Source organism: Glycomyces sp. NPDC048151 (assembly GCF_043202775.1).
Taxonomy (GTDB): Bacteria; Actinomycetota; Actinomycetes; order Mycobacteriales; family Micromonosporaceae; genus Glycomyces.
In genome coordinates, this window is the sequence record NZ_JBIDBB010000006.1 from 85070 (window position 1) to 102008 (window position 16939).

Sequence of the window (16939 nt, forward strand, 5' to 3'; positions counted from 1 at the left end):
GTGCACCCCATGAATCCCCATGCCCTGATGCGGCGGTGCCTCTCGGCCGTCGCCGCGCTGGCCCTCTCGGCCGGCGCGCTCGCGGCGGCCGCGCCCAGTGCCGCCGCACAGGAGGACGAGACAGACAGCCTCCGGATCGCCACCAACCAGGAGGTGGACACGTTCAACCCGTTCAAGCGGCGGTTCGTGATCACCTACGAGACCAGCATGATGACGTACGAGACGCTGGTGCGGATGAGCTCGGAGAACTACGAGCCGGTGCCGGGCCTGGCGACCGAGTGGGAGGAGTCCGCGGACGGTCTGACGTGGACCTTCAAGATCCGCGAGGGCGCCGTCTGGTCCGACGGGGAGCCGCTGACGGCGGACGACGTGGCCTACACGTACGGGCTCCTCATCGAGAACCAGGCGATCCGCGACTGGAACATCGACTTCGCCGCGAACCTGGTCAGCGCCGAGGCTCCCGACGAGTCGACGTTCGTGCTGACGCTGGCGTCGCCCGCCCCGGCCGAGGTGCTCAGCCGCGAGGTCTACATCGTCCCCGAGCACATCTGGTCGGAGTACCCCGACCCGTCTGCGGACGACGCGAACCAGCTGCCGCTGGTCGGCTCGGGGCCTTACCAGGTCGCCGAGTACAAGACCGACGAGTTCATCCGCCTCGACGCCAACGAGGAGTACTGGGAGGGCGCGCCCGGGTTCGACGAGGTCGTCTACACGTACTACCTGGAGACGGACGCGGCCGTCGCGGCGCTGGAAGCGGGCGATGTGGACATCGTCGGCTCCGGGATGCAGGGCGGCCTGAACCCCGCCCAGATCGAGGCGCTCGCGGCGCAGGAGCACATCACGACGAACGACGTGCAGGGCCGCCGGTACGTGTCGCTGACGATCAACCACGGCACGGTCACGCAGGACGGCACCGAGTTCGGCGACGGGCACCCCGCGCTCAAGGACCCGGTGGTGCGCCAGGCGCTGCACACCGCGATCGACAAGCAGGCCCTCGTGGACACCGTCCTCGCGGGCAGCGGCACCCCGGCGACCTCGCTCATCCCCTCGATCTTCGACCAGTGGCACTGGGACGGCGGGGACGCGCTGGTGCAGTTCGACATCGCCGAGGCGAACCGGCTGCTCGACGAGGCCGGTTACGCGCGGGGCGACGACGGCATCCGCACGATGCCCGGCGGCGGCGAGCCGCTGAACTTCCGGTTCTACCACCACGCCGACAACACCGCGTACGCCACCATCGTGGAGTTCGTGACCGAGTGGTGGGCCGAACTCGGCATCGCCGTCGAGGCGCAGGCCATCGAGCAGGGCACGCTGAACGACCTGGCCTACCTGGGCGAGTTCGACATCGCGTTCTCCGGCTGGGGCGTGGGCCCGAACCCGACCGAGCAGCTGGGCATGCACACGTGCGCGGTGCTGCCGACCCTGACGGACGGCTCGGAGCGCTCCAGCGAGAACTCCTACTGCAACGCCGAGTTCGACCAGCTGCACGAGCAGCAGAAGGTCGAGTCCGACCCGGCGGCGCGCGCGGAGCTCGTCAAGCGCCAGCAGGAGCTCCTGTACACCGACGCGCCCGTGATCTGGCTGTACTACCAGAACGTCATGGAGGCGTACAACCACGACCGGGTCACCGGCATGGTCCCGCAGCCGACCGGCGGCATGTTCACCGGCCAGCAGGGCTTCACGTGGGCGTACGCCTCGGCGCAGCCCGCGGGGGCCGAGGAGTCGGGCGGCGTCCCTGCGGGCGTGTGGATCGCCGTCGCCGCCGGAGCCGTCCTGGTCGCGGCCGCCGCGGTGGTGTTCGTGATGCGGCGCAAGAAGACGGCTGACGAGCGCGAATGACCGACAGTGCACTACCGGCGGACGGGGCTTCGGTCGAAGCCCCGTCCGCGGGGCGCTCCAGCAAGGTCTCCAGCGGCTTCGGGCGGTACCTGCTCAAGCACGTGAGCGGCGCGGCCGTCTCGCTCCTGCTGGTGCTGTTCTCCTCGTTCTTCATCTTCCGGCTCATCGCCGGGGACCCGATCGACCAGCTCACGAAGGAGCGCCCGGTCTCGCCCGAGCAGCGGGCCGCGATGCGGGCCGAACTGGGGCTCGACAAGCCGATGTGGCAGCAGTTCTGGGACTACATCGCCGGGACGCTCACCATGGACCTCGGCGAGTCGTTCCAGTACCGGAGGCCGATCTTCGACCTCATCGTGGAGCGGCTGCCCGCCACGCTCCTGCTCTCGGGCACCGGCATGGTCCTGGCGGTGGTCCTCGGGTTCTGGATCGGGACGCGCTCGGGCTGGAAGCAGGGCAGCCGGTTCGACCGGAGCCAGGTCGCGACCGGGCTCGTCCTGTACTCGGCGCCGACGTTCTGGCTCGGGATGATCGTGATCCTCATCTTCGCGCGGTACCTGGGGATCTTCCCCGTCAACGGGATGCGCTCGCCGAGCACGCCGCCGGACTTCTGGTCGCAGGCCGTGGACATCGGCTACCACCTCGTGCTGCCGGTGCTCACCTACACGGCGGTGGTCTACGCGGGATACCTCATGATCATGCGTTCGTCCATTCTGGACGAGATCGGCAGCGACTACCTCACCACCGCCCGCGCCAAGGGCCTCAAGGACGACGAGGTGCGCCGCAAGCACGCCGTGCCGAACGCGCTGCTGCCCACGGTGACGCTCGTGTTCCTCGCGCTCGGCGGCGTCGTGAACGGCTCCATCGTCACCGAGACCGTCTTCAGCTGGCCGGGCCTGGGGACGCTGTTCGTGAACGCGATCTTCTACCCGGACCGGCCCGTGCTCCAGGCGCTGTTCGTGCTGTTCTCCAGCTCCACGATCCTCGCCGTGCTGTGCGCCGAGATCCTCTACTGGTTCATCGATCCCAGAATCCGCAGGTCATGACGGCAACGAACACGCTCTCCCCGCGTGCCCTCAGATGGGCGCGGCGGCGGCAGTCCTTCACCCGGTCCTGGGCCGCGTACCGCTCGCAGCGGACCGGCATGGTGGGCCTGGTCCTGCTGGGCGCCATCGTGGTCCTCGCCCTCAGTGCACCGGTCCTCATCGACGAGTCCGCGCTCAGCGTCACCCGCGCCACCGGCGGGCGCATGGCCCCGCCGAGCCTCGAATACCCGCTCGGCACCGACGAGACCGGCCGCTCGATCCTCGCGCTCACCGTCTGGGGCTCGCGCCTGTCGCTCCTCATCGGACTGACTGCCACCGTCGTCGCGATCGTCATCGGCACCGCTGTAGGCGTCACGAGCGGCCACATCGGCGGCTGGTACGGGTGGGTCGCGCTGCGCCTCTCCGACTGGTTCATGGTGCTGCCCAGCCTCGTCGTCGCCATCGCGCTGCTCGCCGTCCTCGGCCGCAGCATGGCCACCACGATCACGGTGATCGCCCTCGTCTCCTGGCCCGGCACGACGCGGCTCGTGCGCGCCCAGACCCTCACGGTGCAGTCGCGCCCGTACCTGGAGCGCGCCAAAGCGCTCGGCGCGGGACACTGGCACCAGATGACCAAGCACATCCTCCCCAACGTCCTCCCGCTGGTGCTCGCCAGCGCCACGCTGCTGGTGCCCTCGGCGATCCTCATGGAGTCCTCGCTCGCGTGGCTGGGCCTGGGCGACCCGAACGTCGTGTCGTGGGGGTCGATCCTCAACCGGGCCTCGGAGAACGGGGCGGTCTCGGCGCACGCGTGGTGGTACCTGCTGCCGCCGGGCCTGGCGATCCTCGTGGTCGTGCTGGCGTTCATGATGTGCGGCCGGGCGCTGGAGGCCGTGTTCAACCCGAGGCTGCGGGGTGAGTCGTGACGCTCCTGGAGTTCAAGGACCTGCGGGTCGTGTACAACGGTTCGCGCGGGCGGCTGCCCGCCGTGCGCGGCGTGAACCTCACTGTGGACGCCGGGGAGACGCTGGGCATCGCCGGCGAGTCGGGGTGCGGGAAGTCGACCCTGGCGATGGCGGTGCTGCGGCTGCTGCCAAAGAGCGCCGAGGTGAGCGGGGAGATCCTGCTCGACGGCGAGGACCTGCTGAAGATGGGGTGGGGGCGGCTGCGGGCGGTGCGGTGGACGGGCGCGTCGATCGTGTTCCAGGGGGCGATGCACTCGCTGAACGCGGTGCAGCGCATCGGGAGGCAGATCGCGGAGCCGATCCTCGTGCACGAGCCGAAGACGACCCCGGCGGCCGCCGCGAAGCGCGCGGAGGCGCTGCTGGAGCGGGTCGGGCTGCCGCCGTCGCGGGCGCGCAGCTATCCGCACGAGCTGTCGGGCGGGCAGCGGCAGCGCGTGATGATCGCGATGGCGCTCGCGTGCGACCCGGCGCTGATCATCGCCGACGAGGCGACGACGGCGCTGGACGTGATGGTGCAGGCCCAAGTGCTGCAGTTGATCGCGGAGCTGGTGACGGAGCGGGGCGTGGGCCTGGTGATGATCAGCCACGACCTGTCGGTGCTGTCGGCGGTGTGCGACCGGGCGGCGGTGATGTACGCGGGCCGGATCGTCGAGGAGGGTCCGGCGCACGAGGTGTTCGCGAACGCGCGGCACCCGTACTCGGCCGCGCTGGGGGCGGCGTTCCCGGTGATCGGGGACCCGGCGGCGCGGATGAACCCGGGCGGGCTGGCGGGCGACCCGCCGGACCCGGTGCGGTTGCCGGAGGGCTGCTCGTTCCGGCCGCGGTGCGCGGTGGCGGTCGAGCGGTGCGGTGAGGCGCCGCCGGAGCTGCTCGAGGTCGGTCCGGCCCGGGTGAGTGCCTGTTTCGTAGCGCAGGAAGGGATGCCCGTTGTCCTCTGAGGAGAAGACGCTGACGGCCCGGGGGCTGCGGGTCGAGTTCGGCCTGCCCGGCGGGCGGGTCGCGCGGGCCGTGGACGGGGTGGACCTCGACGTGGCGCCGGGCGAGATCGTGGCGCTGGCGGGCGAGTCCGGTTGCGGCAAGACCACACTGGCGCGGACGCTCCTGGGTCTGGAGCGGGCGACCGGGGGCACGGTGGCGTTCGACGGGGTGCCGCTGCGGTACTCGACGCGGGCGCTGAAGGCGTACCGGCGGCAGGTGCAGCTGGTGCTGCAGGACCCGACGGGCGCTTTGAATCCGCGTCATACGGTGTACGACGCGGTCGCGGAGGGCCTGCGGATCCACGGGATCAGCGACGACGAGCCGGGCCGGGTGGCCGAGGCGCTGTCGCGGGCGGGCCTGCGGCCGCCGGAGCAGTTCTTCCTGGCGTACCCGCACGAGCTGTCGGGCGGCCAGCGCCAGCGCGTGGTGATCGCGGGGGCGCTCGTGCTGCAGCCGAGCCTGCTGGTCGCGGACGAGCCGGTGGCGTCGCTGGATGCTTCGGTGCGCGGGGAGATCCTGTCGCTGCTGTTGCGGCTCAAGGAGGAGCAGGGGCTCGGGGCGCTGGTGATCACGCACGACCTGGGTCTGGCGTGGAGCATCGCGGACCGGATCGCGATCATGTACCTGGGGCGGATCGTGGAGCAGGGCCCGGTCGAGCAGGTGCTGACGGCGCCGCGGCATCCGTATACGCGGGCGCTGGTGTCGGTCTTGCCGGACTCTCCTGTGGCGGAGCCGATCGTGCTGGCCGGGGAGCTGCCGGACGCGTCGCGGATCCCGGGCGGGTGCCGGTTCCGGCCGCGCTGCCAGGAGGTGGCGTCCGGGAACGCGGCGGCGGTGCTGCACCAGTGCACCGGTGAGGACCTGAAGGTCCTTGGGCCCGAAGCGAAGCCGCATCTGGTGGCATGCCATCTCGACCGTTCCGCGCGTGAGGATGCGAGGATGGCCGCGTGAGGATCCTCATCAGCGCGGACATGGAGGGCGCCACGGGTATCACGTGCCCAGGCGATGTGCTGCCGGGCGGGCCGGGCTGGGAGCGGATGCGGCCGCTGTTCACCGACGAGGTGAACGCGGCGGTGGAGGGCCTGTACCGGGGCGGGGCGCGGGAGGTCGTGGTGAACGACGCGCACTGGTCGATGCGGAACCTCATGGTCGAGCGGTTCGACCGGCCCGTGACGCTCATCAGCGGCAGGCACAAGGATCTGTCCATGATGGAGGGCGTGCGGGACGCGGACGCCGTGGTGTTCCTGGGGTACCACGCGGGGGCGGGCCTGGAGGGCGTGCTCGCGCACACGTACCTGGCGAACACGATCACGGGCGTGTGGCTCGACGGGGTGCGTGCGAGCGAGGGGCGCATGAACGCGGCGCTCGCGGCCGAGTTCGGGGTGCCGGTGATCATGGTGACCGGCGACGACAAGACGATCGAGGACGCGCAGGCGTACGCGCCCAAGGCGGTCGGCATCGCGGTGAAGGATTACATCTCGCGGTACGCGGCGGCGTGCCGCACCCCGGCGTGGGCGGTGCGCGCGATCCGCAAGGGCGCGGCGGAGGCGGTGTCGCTGGCCGGGCGGCGCGAGCCGGTGGTCGAGCCGCACCGGATCGAGGTCGAGTTCGACGCCGAGCACCTGGCTGGAGCGGTCACCGTGATTCCGGGCGTCGAGCGCGACGGGGAGAGGCGGGTCGCGTTCGCGCTGCCGACGATGTACGAGGCGATCCGGTGCTTCAAGGCCGTCACGACGATCGCGTCGGCTTCGATGGAGGAGCAGTATGGTTGACGCCCAAGCGCTCGAAGAGGTCGTGCGGTTCACTTCGGAGCTGATCCGGATCGACACCACGAACCACGGCGGCGGGGACGGGAACGAGCGGGAGGCCGCCGAGTACGCGGCCGGGAAGCTCGCCGAGGCGGGCGTCGAGGCGCGGATCCTGGAGAAGGCCCCCAACCGGTCGAACGTGGTGGCGCGCATCGAGGGCGCGGAGCCCGAGGCTCCGGCGCTGCTGGTGCACGGGCACCTCGACGTGGTCCCGGCGGAGGCCGCGGACTGGAGCGTCGACCCGTTCTCGGGCGAGATCCGGGACGGGATGCTGTGGGGCCGGGGCGCGATCGACATGAAGTCGATGGACGCGATGGTCCTCGCTTGTGTGCGGTCCTGGGCCAGGTCGGGCGTCAAGCCGCGGCGGCCGGTCGTCGTGGCGTTCACCGCCGACGAGGAGGCCAGCGCCGAGTATGGCGCGGGGTTCCTCGCGGACGCGCACGCGGACCTGTTCGCGGACTGCACCGAGGGCGTCTCGGAGTCGGGCGGGTTCACCTTCCACGGCGGGAACGGGCTGCGGCTGTACCCGATCGCGGCGGGCGAGCGGGGCACGGCGTGGCTGCGGCTGTCGGCGCGGGGGACGGCCGGGCACGGGTCGAAGGCCAATCCGGACAACGCGGTGAGCAAGCTCGCGGCGGCGATCGCGCGGATCGGCGCGTACGAGTGGCCGCTGCGTTTGACGCCCACGGTGACGGCGGCGCTGACGGAGCTCGCCGGGGTGTACGGGGTCGAGGCGGACCTGGACGATGTGGACGGCCTGCTGGCGAAGCTGGGCCCGGCGGCGCAGCTGGTCGAGTCGACGCTGCGCAACAGCGCGAACCCGACGGTCCTGCAGGCCGGGTACAAGGTGAACGTGATCCCCGAGCACGCGTACGCCGAAGTGGACGGCCGGGTCCTGCCGGGCGGCGAGGCGGAGTTCGCGGCGACGATGGACGAGCTGTGCGGCCCGGACGTGCGGTGGGAGTACCAGCATCGGACGCGGCCGCTGGCCGCGCCGGTCGACTCGCCGACGTTCGCGGCGATGCGCGCGGCGGTCCGCAAGTTCGACCCGGAGGGCCTGCCGGTGCCGTTCTGCATGTCGGGCGGGACCGACGCGAAGCAGTTCGCGGCGCTCGGCATCACCGGGTACGGGTTCTCGCCGCTGGGCCAGACGGCCGAGCTCGGGTACGGGCGGCTCGCGCACGGCGTGGACGAGCGGGTCCCGGTGGCGGGCCTGGAGTTCGGGTTGCGGGTCTTGGACGACTTCCTGCGGAACGCATAGAGGAGCAGACGAGTGCAGCAGTCCCCTTACGGCGCTTGGAAATCCCCGATCACCACCGCGATGGTCGCGGCTTCGGACGGGCGGCCGGGGTTCCTCGGCGCGGTCGGCTCGGAGCTGTGGTGGACCGAGCCGCGCCCCGAGGAGGGCGGGCGGCGGGCGCTCATGCGCCGCGCCCCTGACGGGGCCGTCGAGTCGGTCCTGCCCGCGCCTTGGAACGTGCGCAACCGGGTCCACGAGTACGGCGGGCACCCGTGGGCGGGCGTCGCGCGCGAGGACGGGCCGCTCGTGGTGTTCACGAACTTCGCCGACCAGCGGCTGTACGCGTTCGAGCCGGGCGGCGAGCCGCGCCCGCTGAGCCCGGTCGGGGCGTTCCCGGGCGGGCTGCGCTGGTGCGAGCCGATGGTCGTGGAGGAGTTCGGGGAGGTGTGGGCGGTCCTCGAGGAGTTCACCGGGGACCGGCCGACCGAGGTGCGGCGGCTGCTCGCGGCGGTGCCGCTGGACGGGTCGGCCGCCGGGGACCGGGCGAAGGTCCGGGAGCTGTCGGGCGACGCCAGCCGGTTCGTGACCTGCCCGAGGCTGCACCCCGAGGGGCGCGCGGTGGCGTGGATCGCCTGGAACCACCCGCAGATGCCCTGGGACGAGACCGAGGTGTGGCTGGCCTCGGTGGACGACGACGGCCGCTTCGCGGGGACCCGCCGGGTCGCGGGCGTGCACGGCCAGTCCGTGGCCCAGATCGAGTGGGCGGGGCTGAGCGAGCTGTACTTCGCGGGCGATAGCGGCGGCTGGTGGAACCTGCAGTGGGTCGACGTGTACGACAACGAGGGCGGGACGGTCCATAGCGCCGAGGAGGAGTTCGCGGGTCCGCTGTGGACACTCGGGTCGCGGTGGTTCCAGCCGCTCGCCAGCCGCGACATCGCCGCGATCCACGGGAAGGGCGAGGGTCGCCTCGGGATCTTCAACTCCTGGGACCGGCAGATGAACCCCGTCGAATGCGAGTGGACCGACTGGGCGGCGACGCTCTGCGCGATCGGCGACAAGGTGTACGGCCTGGCCGCGAGCCCGAGCACCGGGTACGAGCTGGTCGAGGTCGACGCGGTGAAGGGCACGGCCCGGGTCGTCGCCGCCGCACACGAGGACAAAGTGGACCCGGCGTACCTGCCGGTGCCGGAGCACCGGACGTTCACCGGCGAGGACGGCCGCGAGATCCACGCGCACGTCTACCCGCCGCGCAACCCCGGTTTCCAAGGGCCCGAGGGGGAACTGCCGCCGTACGCGGTGTGGGTCCACGGCGGGCCGACGAGCCACGTGCGGGCCGTCCTCGACATGGAGCTCGCCTACTTCACCTCGCGCGGCATCGGCGTGGTCGAGGTGAACTACGGCGGGTCCACCGGTTACGGCCGCGAGTACCGGGAGAGGCTGCGCGAACGCTGGGGCGAAGTCGACGTGGAGGACTGCGCGGCCGTGGCCAGGGCGCTCGCCGCCGAGGGCACGGCCGACCCGGCGCGGATCGCCATCCGCGGCGGCAGCGCCGGGGGCTGGACGGCGGCCGCGTCGCTCACTTCGCCTGCGGCCCAGGGCGTCTACGCGTGCGCGGTGGTGAAGTACCCGATCCTGGACCTCTCGGGCTGGTCCGGCGACGACACGCACGACTTCGAATCGCAGTACGTGTACTCGATCGTGGGCCCGCCCGGGGCCCTGGAGGAGCGGTCCGCCGAGCGCTCGCCCGTGCACCACGCCGACCGGATCGAGGTGCCGTTCATCCTGCTGCAGGGCCTGGAGGACGAGATCTGCCCGCCCGCGCAGGCCGAGAAGCTGCTGCAGGCCGTCGCCGGCCGGGGCGTCCCGCACGCCTACCGCACCTATGAGGGCGAGCAGCACGGCTTCCGCCGCGACGACACGATCGTGGACGCGGTGCTCGCCGAGCACTCGCTCTACGCGCAGGTCTTCGGCTTCGCAGGACCCGACTTCGACCTGGAGCTGCGCCCGTGAGCCTGGAGCCGCTGCGCCGCCCGAGGCGGCTCGTCCCCGGCGACCGGGTCGCGGTCGTCTCCCCCGCGAGCCCGTTCCCGCCCGGCGGCCTCGACGCCGGGCTCGCGGTCCTGCGCGACTGGGGTCTGGACCCGGTCGTCATGCCGAACGCGACCGCGAGCACGGGGTTCCTGGCCGGATCCGACGCGGACCGGGCCGCCGACTTCCAGCACGCGTGGCTCGACCCGTCGATCGCGGCCGTGATCGCCTCGCGCGGCGGCTACGGCTCGCAGCGGATGGTCGACCTCGTCGACTGGGAGGCGCTGCGCGCGGCCGGACCGAAGGCGTTCGTCGGGTTCAGCGACATCACCGCGATGCACGAGGCGGTCGCGTTGGAGCTCGGCGCCGCTTCGCTCCACGGCCCGATGCCGAGCTGGTCGCAGTTCGCCGCCGACGTCGCGATGCGGGAGCACCTGCGGCTGCACCTCTTCGAACCCGAACGGGCGCAGCTCATCTCCTCCCCCACCGCGAAGCCGCTCGTCGGCGGCACGGCTACAGGGGTGACGTTCGGCGGGACGCTCACACTGCTGGCCGCCGGGGCCGGGACCGTCCACCACAGACACGACGTCGCGGGAGGGCTGCTGCTCCTGGAGGACATCGGCGAGGAGCCGTACCGGATCGACCGGGCCCTGACGCAGCTCTCGCGCGCCGGGTACTTCGACGGGCTCGCCGGGGTCGTGTGCGGTTCGTGGGTCGACTGCGGCCCCTACGAAGGCGTGCACGCGGTGCTGGCCGACTGGTTCGGCGGCTCGGGCGTGCCCGTCGTCGCGGAGTTCGGGTTCGGGCACTGCGCCGGTTCGCTCACGATCCCGTTGGGGCTCAAGGCGACGCTCGACGCCGACGCGGGGACGCTCCGATTCGGGGAAGCGGCGCTCACGTAACCTTCATTTGAAAATTTTTTCCGTAGTCTTGCCTTCACATGAAGTTTTCTGCCAGGATGAGCCGATCGGGTCAATAGGGATTAATGACCAGCCCGATCCCCCGCCCCACCTGGAGGAGCCCATGACGCATCCCCGCCGGACCGTGCTCGCAGCCGCCCTCGGCGCCGCAGCGGCCGCCGCCACCGCGAGCGCCGCCGAGGCCCACGGCGACCGGGGCGAGAAGCGGTTCGTCAAGCGCCGCTTGAAGGCCATGAGCCTGGAGGAGAAGGTCGGCCAGCTGTTCACCGTGTACGCGTACGGGCGCACGGCCGACACGACCGACGCCGCCGACGTGGCGAAGAACCAGGAGACGCACGGCGTGAACAACGCCGCCGAGCTCATCGCCGCTCACAAGCCCGGCGGCATCATCTACTTCGCATGGTCGAACAACGTCGCCAACCCCGACCAGATCACCGGCCTCTCCAACGGGCTCCAGGCCGCGTCCACAGCGGACGGCGGCGAGCCGCTGCTCATCGCCACCGACCAGGAGCACGGCCTCGTCGTGCGCATCACCGCGCCCGCGACGCAGCTGCCCGGGGCGATGGCGCTCGGCGCGACCCACGACACCGGGGCCGCCCACGACGCCGCCGCCATCGCCGGGACCGAGCTGCGCGCGATGGGCCTGAACGTGAACTTCGCGCCCGACGCCGACGTCAACGTCAACCCGGCGAACCCCGTGATCGGCGTGCGCTCCTTCGGTTCCGACCCCGAGCACGTCGCCGGGTTCGCCGCCGCCCAGGTCGAGGGCTACCAGGCCCGCTGCGACCTCGCCGCCACCGTCAAGCACTTCCCCGGGCACGGCGACACCAGGGACGACAGCCACGTGGACCTGCCGCTCATCGACCACACCTACGAGGAGTGGCAGGACATCGACGCACCGCCGTTCCGCGCCGCGATCGAAGCCGGGGTCGGCATGGTCATGAGCGCCCACATCCAGTTCCCGGCGCTCGACCCGACCCTCACGCCCGCGACCCTGTCGAAGCCGATCCTCACCGGCCTGCTGCGCGAGGAACTGGGCTACGAAGGCGTCATCGTCACCGACTCCCTCGCGATGGAAGGCGTGCGCGAAGGCTACGGCGACGACCGCATCCCCGTGCTCGCGCTCCAAGCCGGGATCGACATGCTGCTCATGCCAGTCGACCTCGACCTGGCCTACAACGCGGTCCTCGCGGCCGTCGCGAACGGCGAGCTCACCGCGGCGCGGATCGACGAGTCGGTCACCCGCATCCTCGGCCTCAAGTACCGGCTCGGGCTGTACGAGGACCCGTACGCCGACCCCGACGAGGTCGCCTCCATTGTCGGCACCGCGGCGAACCTCGAAGCGGCCCAGGCGCTCTCGGACCGGACCACGACCCTCGTCACCAACGACGGGACGCTGCCGATCCCCACCGACGGCGGCGCGCTGCTCGTCACCGGCTGGGGCGAGACCACAACGAACGTGCTCACCGCCGAGTTCACGAAGCGCGGCTTCTCCCCGACCCGCGTCGTCACCGGCATCAGTCCGACGCAGGCGCAGATCGACGCCGCCGTGGCGGCGGCCGCCGGGAAGGGCTTCATCGTGGTGAGCACCAACGGCGTCGCCGACAACCCGGCGCAGGCGAGCCTGGTCAAGGCCCTCGCGGCGACGGGGACCCCGGTCGTGGCGCTCGGCGTCAGGAACCCCTACGACATCGCGTACCTCGGCGAGGACGTCAACGCCTACCTGGCGACGTACTCCTATTCGGCCGACGGGCTCGAATCGGCGGTCGCGGCCGTCCTCGGGCACCTGAACCCGCAGGGGCGGCTGCCCGTGGACATCCCGCGCGCCGACGACCCCGCGTCCGTCCTGTTCGGCTTCGGCCACGGCCTCTCGTACGAGTAAGGGGATTCCCATGCAGCGCAGAAGGCTCCTCGGGAGCGCACTGGCCGGGGCCGCACTCGCGACCACCGCCGCGGTGCCCGCCGCCGCCCACGGCAGGCGGGTGCGCACCGGCATCGAGGTCCTCGCCGAGGACGGCTTCGCCGAGCTCGCCGGGCAGAAGGTCGGGATCATCTCGAACCCCACCGGCGTGCTCCCGGACCTGAGCCACGAAGTGGACCTCATGCACGCGAGCGGCAAGGTGGACCTGGTCGCCGTGTTCGGTCCCGAGCACGGCTTCCGCGGCGTCTCGCAGGCCGGGGAGGGCGAGGACTTCTTCCTCGACCCGAAGACCGGCATCCCGGTGTACAACGCGTACAACAACAAGGACCAGATGGCCGAGCTCCTGGCCGAGGCCGGGGTCGAGACGCTCGTGTTCGACATCCAGGACGTGGGCTCGCGCTTCTACACGTACATCTGGACCATGTACCTCGCGCTGGAGGCGGCCGGGCAGCTCGGACTGCGGTTCGTCGTCCTCGACCGGCCCAACCCGGGCACGGGGCGGCGGGCGAGCGGACCCGTGCTGCACCCCGAGCACGCCACGTTCGTGGGGCTCAAGCCGATCGCGCAGCGGCACGGCATGACCGTCGGCGAGCTTGCCGGGCTGTTCAACGGCGAGTTCGTGCCGACCCCGGCCGACCTCCACGTCGTGAAGATGCGCGGCTGGAAGCCCGAGATGTACTTCGAGGAGACGGGCCTGCCGTGGGTGGCCCCGTCGCCGAACATGCCCACCGTGGCGACGGCGGTCGCGTACCCGGGGACGTGCCTGTTCGAGGCGACCGCGCTCTCGGAGGGACGCGGCACGACCAAGCCCTTCGAGCTGCTCGGCGCGCCCGGGATCGACCACGCGTGGGCCGAGGCGGTGCAGGGGCTCCCGGGCACGCGGTTCCGCGAGGCGTACTTCACGCCGACGTTCTCGAAGTGGGCGGGGAAGGTATGCGGCGGCGTCGAGCTGCAGGTGACCTCGCGCCGGGACTTCGACCCGATCCGCACGGCCCTGGCGATGATCATCGAGCAGCGGCGCGCCTTCCCGCAGTACGGGTGGCGCTCGCAGGACACGACCTCGTTCTGGCTGGACAAACTGACAGGAAATCAGGCGGTTCGCCTGGCGATCGAGGCGGGCGCGGACGTCGACGACGTGACGCCGCTGTGGGCCGAGGAATTGGATGCGTTTTCCGAGCAAAGAGAACCGTACTTGCTCTATCGCCGCACCGCTTAGTGATGGCACGATAACCAGGAGACACGAATGCAGCGTCGAACCATGCTCGGGGGCGCGGCGGGGGCGGCGCTGGCGCTCGCGTTCGCCTCCCGCGCCAACGCCGAGGAGATCCCCTCCATGTCCGAACTCACCGGCCCGCCAACGGCCGGCCCCTACGACGTGACGTTTCCTGAAACCCCTGCTCGACTGCGGTACGGCTCGTGCAGTGAAGCCCGGCTTACCGCCGCCCACATCGACCGCATCACGCCCGACCTCGACGCCTTCATGGAGGGGGCGGCGCCCGCGTTCCCCGGCTACACCGTCGTCGCCGCCCGTGACGGCGTCGTCGTCGAGCACGCCGCCGGCGGCCACCGGCTCCGCTACTCCGGCTGGGACGAGGCGGCCAAGTCAGCGGTCGAACTGCCGCGAGAGGAATGGCTCCCGGCCGAGACCGGCACCGTGTACGACCTCGCCTCGATCTCGAAGCTGTTCACCGCCACCGTGACCGGCGCGCTCATCGACGAAGGCCTCATCGACCTCAAGCTGCCCGTCGTCGAGTACCTGCCCGACTTCGACGCGCTCGACCCGCAGAAGACCCCGATCACCTTGGGGCACTTGCTCTCCCACACCTCCGGCATGATCGCGTTCATCAACCTGTACAGCCTGCCCGACGAGCAGGCGCGCATGGAGGCGATCTACGCCCGGCCCCTGCGGCGCCCGCCCGGCAGCGGCTACGAGTACTCCGACCTCAACCTGATCGTGCTCGGCAAGATCCTCGAGATCGTGGCCGAGAAGCCCCTGGACGCCCTCGTCGGCGAGCTCATCTGCGAACCGCTGGGGCTCAAGGACACCGGGTACAGCCCGGTCGACAAGGGCCGGACCGCCGCGACCGAGTACCAGCCGTGGACGGGCCGGGGCATGGTCCACGGCGAGGTGCACGACGAGAACGCGTGGGCCTTCGGCGGCGTCGCCGGGCACGCCGGCGTGTTCGCCACCGCGTGGGACCTCGCCGTGTTCGGGCAGATGATCCTCAACGGCGGCCGCTACGGCAGCGCCGAGATCCTCACCGAGAACACCGCGCGCCTGGTCTTCACCGACATGAACGCCGGGATGGGCGAGAGCGCCGCGCGCGGCCTCGGCTGGCAGCTCGGCCAGCGCTGGTACATGGACGCGATGAGCTCGCCGGTCACCGTGGGGCACACGGGGTACACGGGCACGTCGATCGTGCTCGACCCGCTCGCCGGGACCCTGCTCGTGCTGCTGACGAACCGGGTGCACCCGACGCGGAACTGGGGCACGGCCAGCGCGTACCGGCGGGCGGCGAGCCGCCCGATGGGCCGGGCGGTGCCGGTGAAGCCCAAGACCGGTCGGACGGCCTGGTATGCGGGGCAGGCGGACGCGGCGACCGCGACGCTGACGGGGACGCTGCCTCGGGCGGTCTCGGGCGCGAAGGCGTCGTTCGCGCTGTGGTACGACACGGAGGCCACGGACCAGGCGGTGCTGGAGGCGAGCACCGACGGGTCTTCGTGGACGGCCGTGCCGCTGGATCTGCGCACTGAGGACCACTGCTGGCGGACCGAGGGCGTGTTCTCGGGGTTCGCGGGTCGGCAGTGGATCGACGCTGATGCGGCGCTGCCGGACGGGACGGCGCTGGTGCGGTGGCGGTACACGAGCGACCCGGCCTATCAGGGGCGGGGCGTGTACGTGGACAAGGTCAGGGTGAAGGAGGGCCGCGCCCTCCTGTGCGAGGACGCGGACCTGGTGCCGGACGGCTGGGAGCTCGTCCGGGACTGATCACATGGCTTTGGGCGCGTAGCGTTCGGCGAGCCAGTCCATGGTCCGGTCGGCGCTGGCGTCGACCCGCTGGTGCTCGGGGTGGGCGTCGTACCACTCGATCACTTCGCGGGCGCCGAGGCGGTAGGGGGTCGCGCCCAGGCCGAACTCGGGGACGAGGCGCTTCACCTTCGTGTTGTCGAAGACCATGGAGTGGGCCTTGTCGCCGAGGAGTCCGGCGCCCCAGCGGGGGTCGGCGGCGGCGATGGCCTCGCTGGCGACGTGCACGAGGTTCGGTTCGGCGCCTGCGGCTTCGGCGACCCAGCCGAAGATCTGGTTCCAGGTGGGGGCCTCGTCACCGGTGATGTGGAAGGCCTCGCCGACCGCTTCGGCCTTGCCGAGGAGTCCGGTGAAGCCGACGGCGAAGTCGCGGGCGTGGGTGATGGTCCACAGTGAGGTGCCGTCGCCGTGCACGATGACGGGCTTGCCCGAGCGCATGCGCTCGACGACGGTCCATCCGCCGTCGAAGGGCAGCATGGTCTCGTCGTAGGTGTGCGAGGGGCGGACGATCGTGGCGGGGAAGTCGCGTTCGCGCCAGGCTGCGACGAGGAGGTCTTCGCAGGCGATCTTGTCGCGGGAGTACTGCCAGTAGGGGTTCTTGAGCGGGGTGGACTCGGTGACGGGCAGGTACGCGGGCGGGGTCTGGTAGGCGCTGGCGGAGCTGATGAACAGGTACTGGCCGGTGATGTCGGCGAAGAGGTCGATGTCGCGCCGGACCTGCTCGGGGGTGAAGTTGACCCAGTTGACGACGGCGTCGAAGGTGCGGTCGGCGAGGGCGTCGCGGACCGACTGCGGGTCGCCCGCGTCGCCGGTGAGCAGGGCGACTTCGGGCGGGAGGGGCCGTTCGGCGGTGCGGCCGCGGTTGAGCACGGTGACGTCCATGCCCTGGCGCACGGCTTCGCGGACGCAGGAGGTGGAGATGCGGCCGGTGCCGCCGATGAAGAGCACGCTGACGGTCATAGGTAATCCCTTTCTCGCAGTCGGGGCCCACCCTACCCGGGTCAGCGGCGGCGGCGCCGCAACCGGCGGAACGAGCGGCTCTCGCCGCTGAGCAGGGCGCCGACGGCGAAGCCGAGGGCCCCGAGGACGAGCACGAGCAGGACGGCCGTCGCCTGTCCGACGATGATCGCCAGGCCCACGAGCATGCCGGCCAGGAGTCCGGTGCAGGACGCGAGCATCGCGCCTCCTCA

General features: G+C 71.5%; 14 protein-coding genes. 12 read left to right on the forward strand and 2 right to left on the reverse strand.

What is annotated here, in order from left to right; genetic code table 11:
- The first annotated feature begins 9 nt into the window (after positions 1 to 9).
- From ACGGCP_RS15490 to ACGGCP_RS15545, 12 genes are all read left to right on the forward strand, one after another.
- The gene (locus tag ACGGCP_RS15490) at positions 10 to 1839 is read left to right on the forward strand and encodes an ABC transporter substrate-binding protein (RefSeq protein ID WP_392966537.1); all 1830 of its coding nucleotides are present in this window, start codon (positions 10 to 12) and stop codon (positions 1837 to 1839) included.
- Complete coding sequence (locus tag ACGGCP_RS15495; RefSeq protein ID WP_392966539.1) at positions 1836 to 2882, forward strand: ABC transporter permease; 1047 nt, start codon at positions 1836 to 1838, stop codon at positions 2880 to 2882. The genes ACGGCP_RS15490 and ACGGCP_RS15495 overlap by 4 nt, the downstream gene beginning before the upstream one ends.
- The gene (locus ACGGCP_RS15500) at positions 2879 to 3787 is read left to right on the forward strand and encodes an ABC transporter permease (RefSeq protein WP_392966542.1); all 909 of its coding nucleotides are present in this window, start codon (positions 2879 to 2881) and stop codon (positions 3785 to 3787) included. The genes ACGGCP_RS15495 and ACGGCP_RS15500 overlap by 4 nt, the downstream gene beginning before the upstream one ends.
- Complete coding sequence (locus ACGGCP_RS15505; protein WP_392966545.1) at positions 3784 to 4764, forward strand: ABC transporter ATP-binding protein; 981 nt, start codon at positions 3784 to 3786, stop codon at positions 4762 to 4764. Before ACGGCP_RS15500 ends, ACGGCP_RS15505 begins: the two co-directional genes overlap by 4 nt.
- Positions 4754 to 5755 (forward strand): ABC transporter ATP-binding protein, encoded by a 1002-nt coding sequence (locus ACGGCP_RS15510; protein ID WP_392966548.1) that lies wholly within the window; start codon positions 4754 to 4756, stop codon positions 5753 to 5755. Before ACGGCP_RS15505 ends, ACGGCP_RS15510 begins: the two co-directional genes overlap by 11 nt.
- The gene (locus ACGGCP_RS15515; protein ID WP_392966550.1) at positions 5752 to 6576 is read left to right on the forward strand and encodes a M55 family metallopeptidase; all 825 of its coding nucleotides are present in this window, start codon (positions 5752 to 5754) and stop codon (positions 6574 to 6576) included. The genes ACGGCP_RS15510 and ACGGCP_RS15515 overlap by 4 nt, the downstream gene beginning before the upstream one ends.
- Positions 6569 to 7873, forward strand: a complete 1305-nt coding sequence (locus ACGGCP_RS15520; protein ID WP_392966552.1) for a M20/M25/M40 family metallo-hydrolase — start codon at positions 6569 to 6571, stop codon at positions 7871 to 7873. Before ACGGCP_RS15515 ends, ACGGCP_RS15520 begins: the two co-directional genes overlap by 8 nt.
- A 60-nt stretch (positions 7874 to 7933) precedes the next feature.
- Positions 7934 to 9862 carry an alpha/beta hydrolase family protein gene (locus tag ACGGCP_RS15525; RefSeq protein ID WP_392967267.1) on the forward strand — a complete coding sequence of 643 codons (1929 nt, stop codon included), beginning with the start codon at positions 7934 to 7936 and terminating at the stop codon, positions 9860 to 9862.
- Positions 9859 to 10782: an LD-carboxypeptidase gene (locus ACGGCP_RS15530; protein WP_392966554.1), complete on the forward strand. Its 924-nt coding sequence runs from the start codon at positions 9859 to 9861 to the stop codon at positions 10780 to 10782. The genes ACGGCP_RS15525 and ACGGCP_RS15530 overlap by 4 nt, the downstream gene beginning before the upstream one ends.
- Before the next feature lie 121 nt (positions 10783 to 10903).
- Positions 10904 to 12682 (forward strand): glycoside hydrolase family 3 N-terminal domain-containing protein, encoded by a 1779-nt coding sequence (locus ACGGCP_RS15535; protein ID WP_392966556.1) that lies wholly within the window; start codon positions 10904 to 10906, stop codon positions 12680 to 12682.
- A gap of 4 nt (positions 12683 to 12686) precedes the next feature.
- The gene (locus ACGGCP_RS15540) at positions 12687 to 13937 is read left to right on the forward strand and encodes an exo-beta-N-acetylmuramidase NamZ domain-containing protein (protein WP_392967269.1); all 1251 of its coding nucleotides are present in this window, start codon (positions 12687 to 12689) and stop codon (positions 13935 to 13937) included.
- 27 nt (positions 13938 to 13964) lie between these two features.
- Positions 13965 to 15710, forward strand: coding sequence for a serine hydrolase (locus tag ACGGCP_RS15545; RefSeq protein WP_392966558.1), 1746 nt, complete (start codon positions 13965 to 13967; stop codon positions 15708 to 15710).
- Here ACGGCP_RS15545 and ACGGCP_RS15550 read toward each other — a convergent pair whose 3' ends face one another.
- Entirely contained in the window at positions 15711 to 16709 is a 999-nt protein-coding gene (locus tag ACGGCP_RS15550) for an SDR family oxidoreductase (protein WP_392966560.1), read from the reverse strand. It abuts the gene before it with no gap.
- Positions 16710 to 16750: 41 nt separating this feature from the next.
- On the reverse strand, positions 16751 to 16927 hold the full coding sequence (locus ACGGCP_RS15555) for a hypothetical protein (RefSeq protein WP_392966562.1): 177 nt from the start codon (positions 16925 to 16927) through the stop codon (positions 16751 to 16753).
- Positions 16928 to 16939 lie beyond the last annotated feature (12 nt).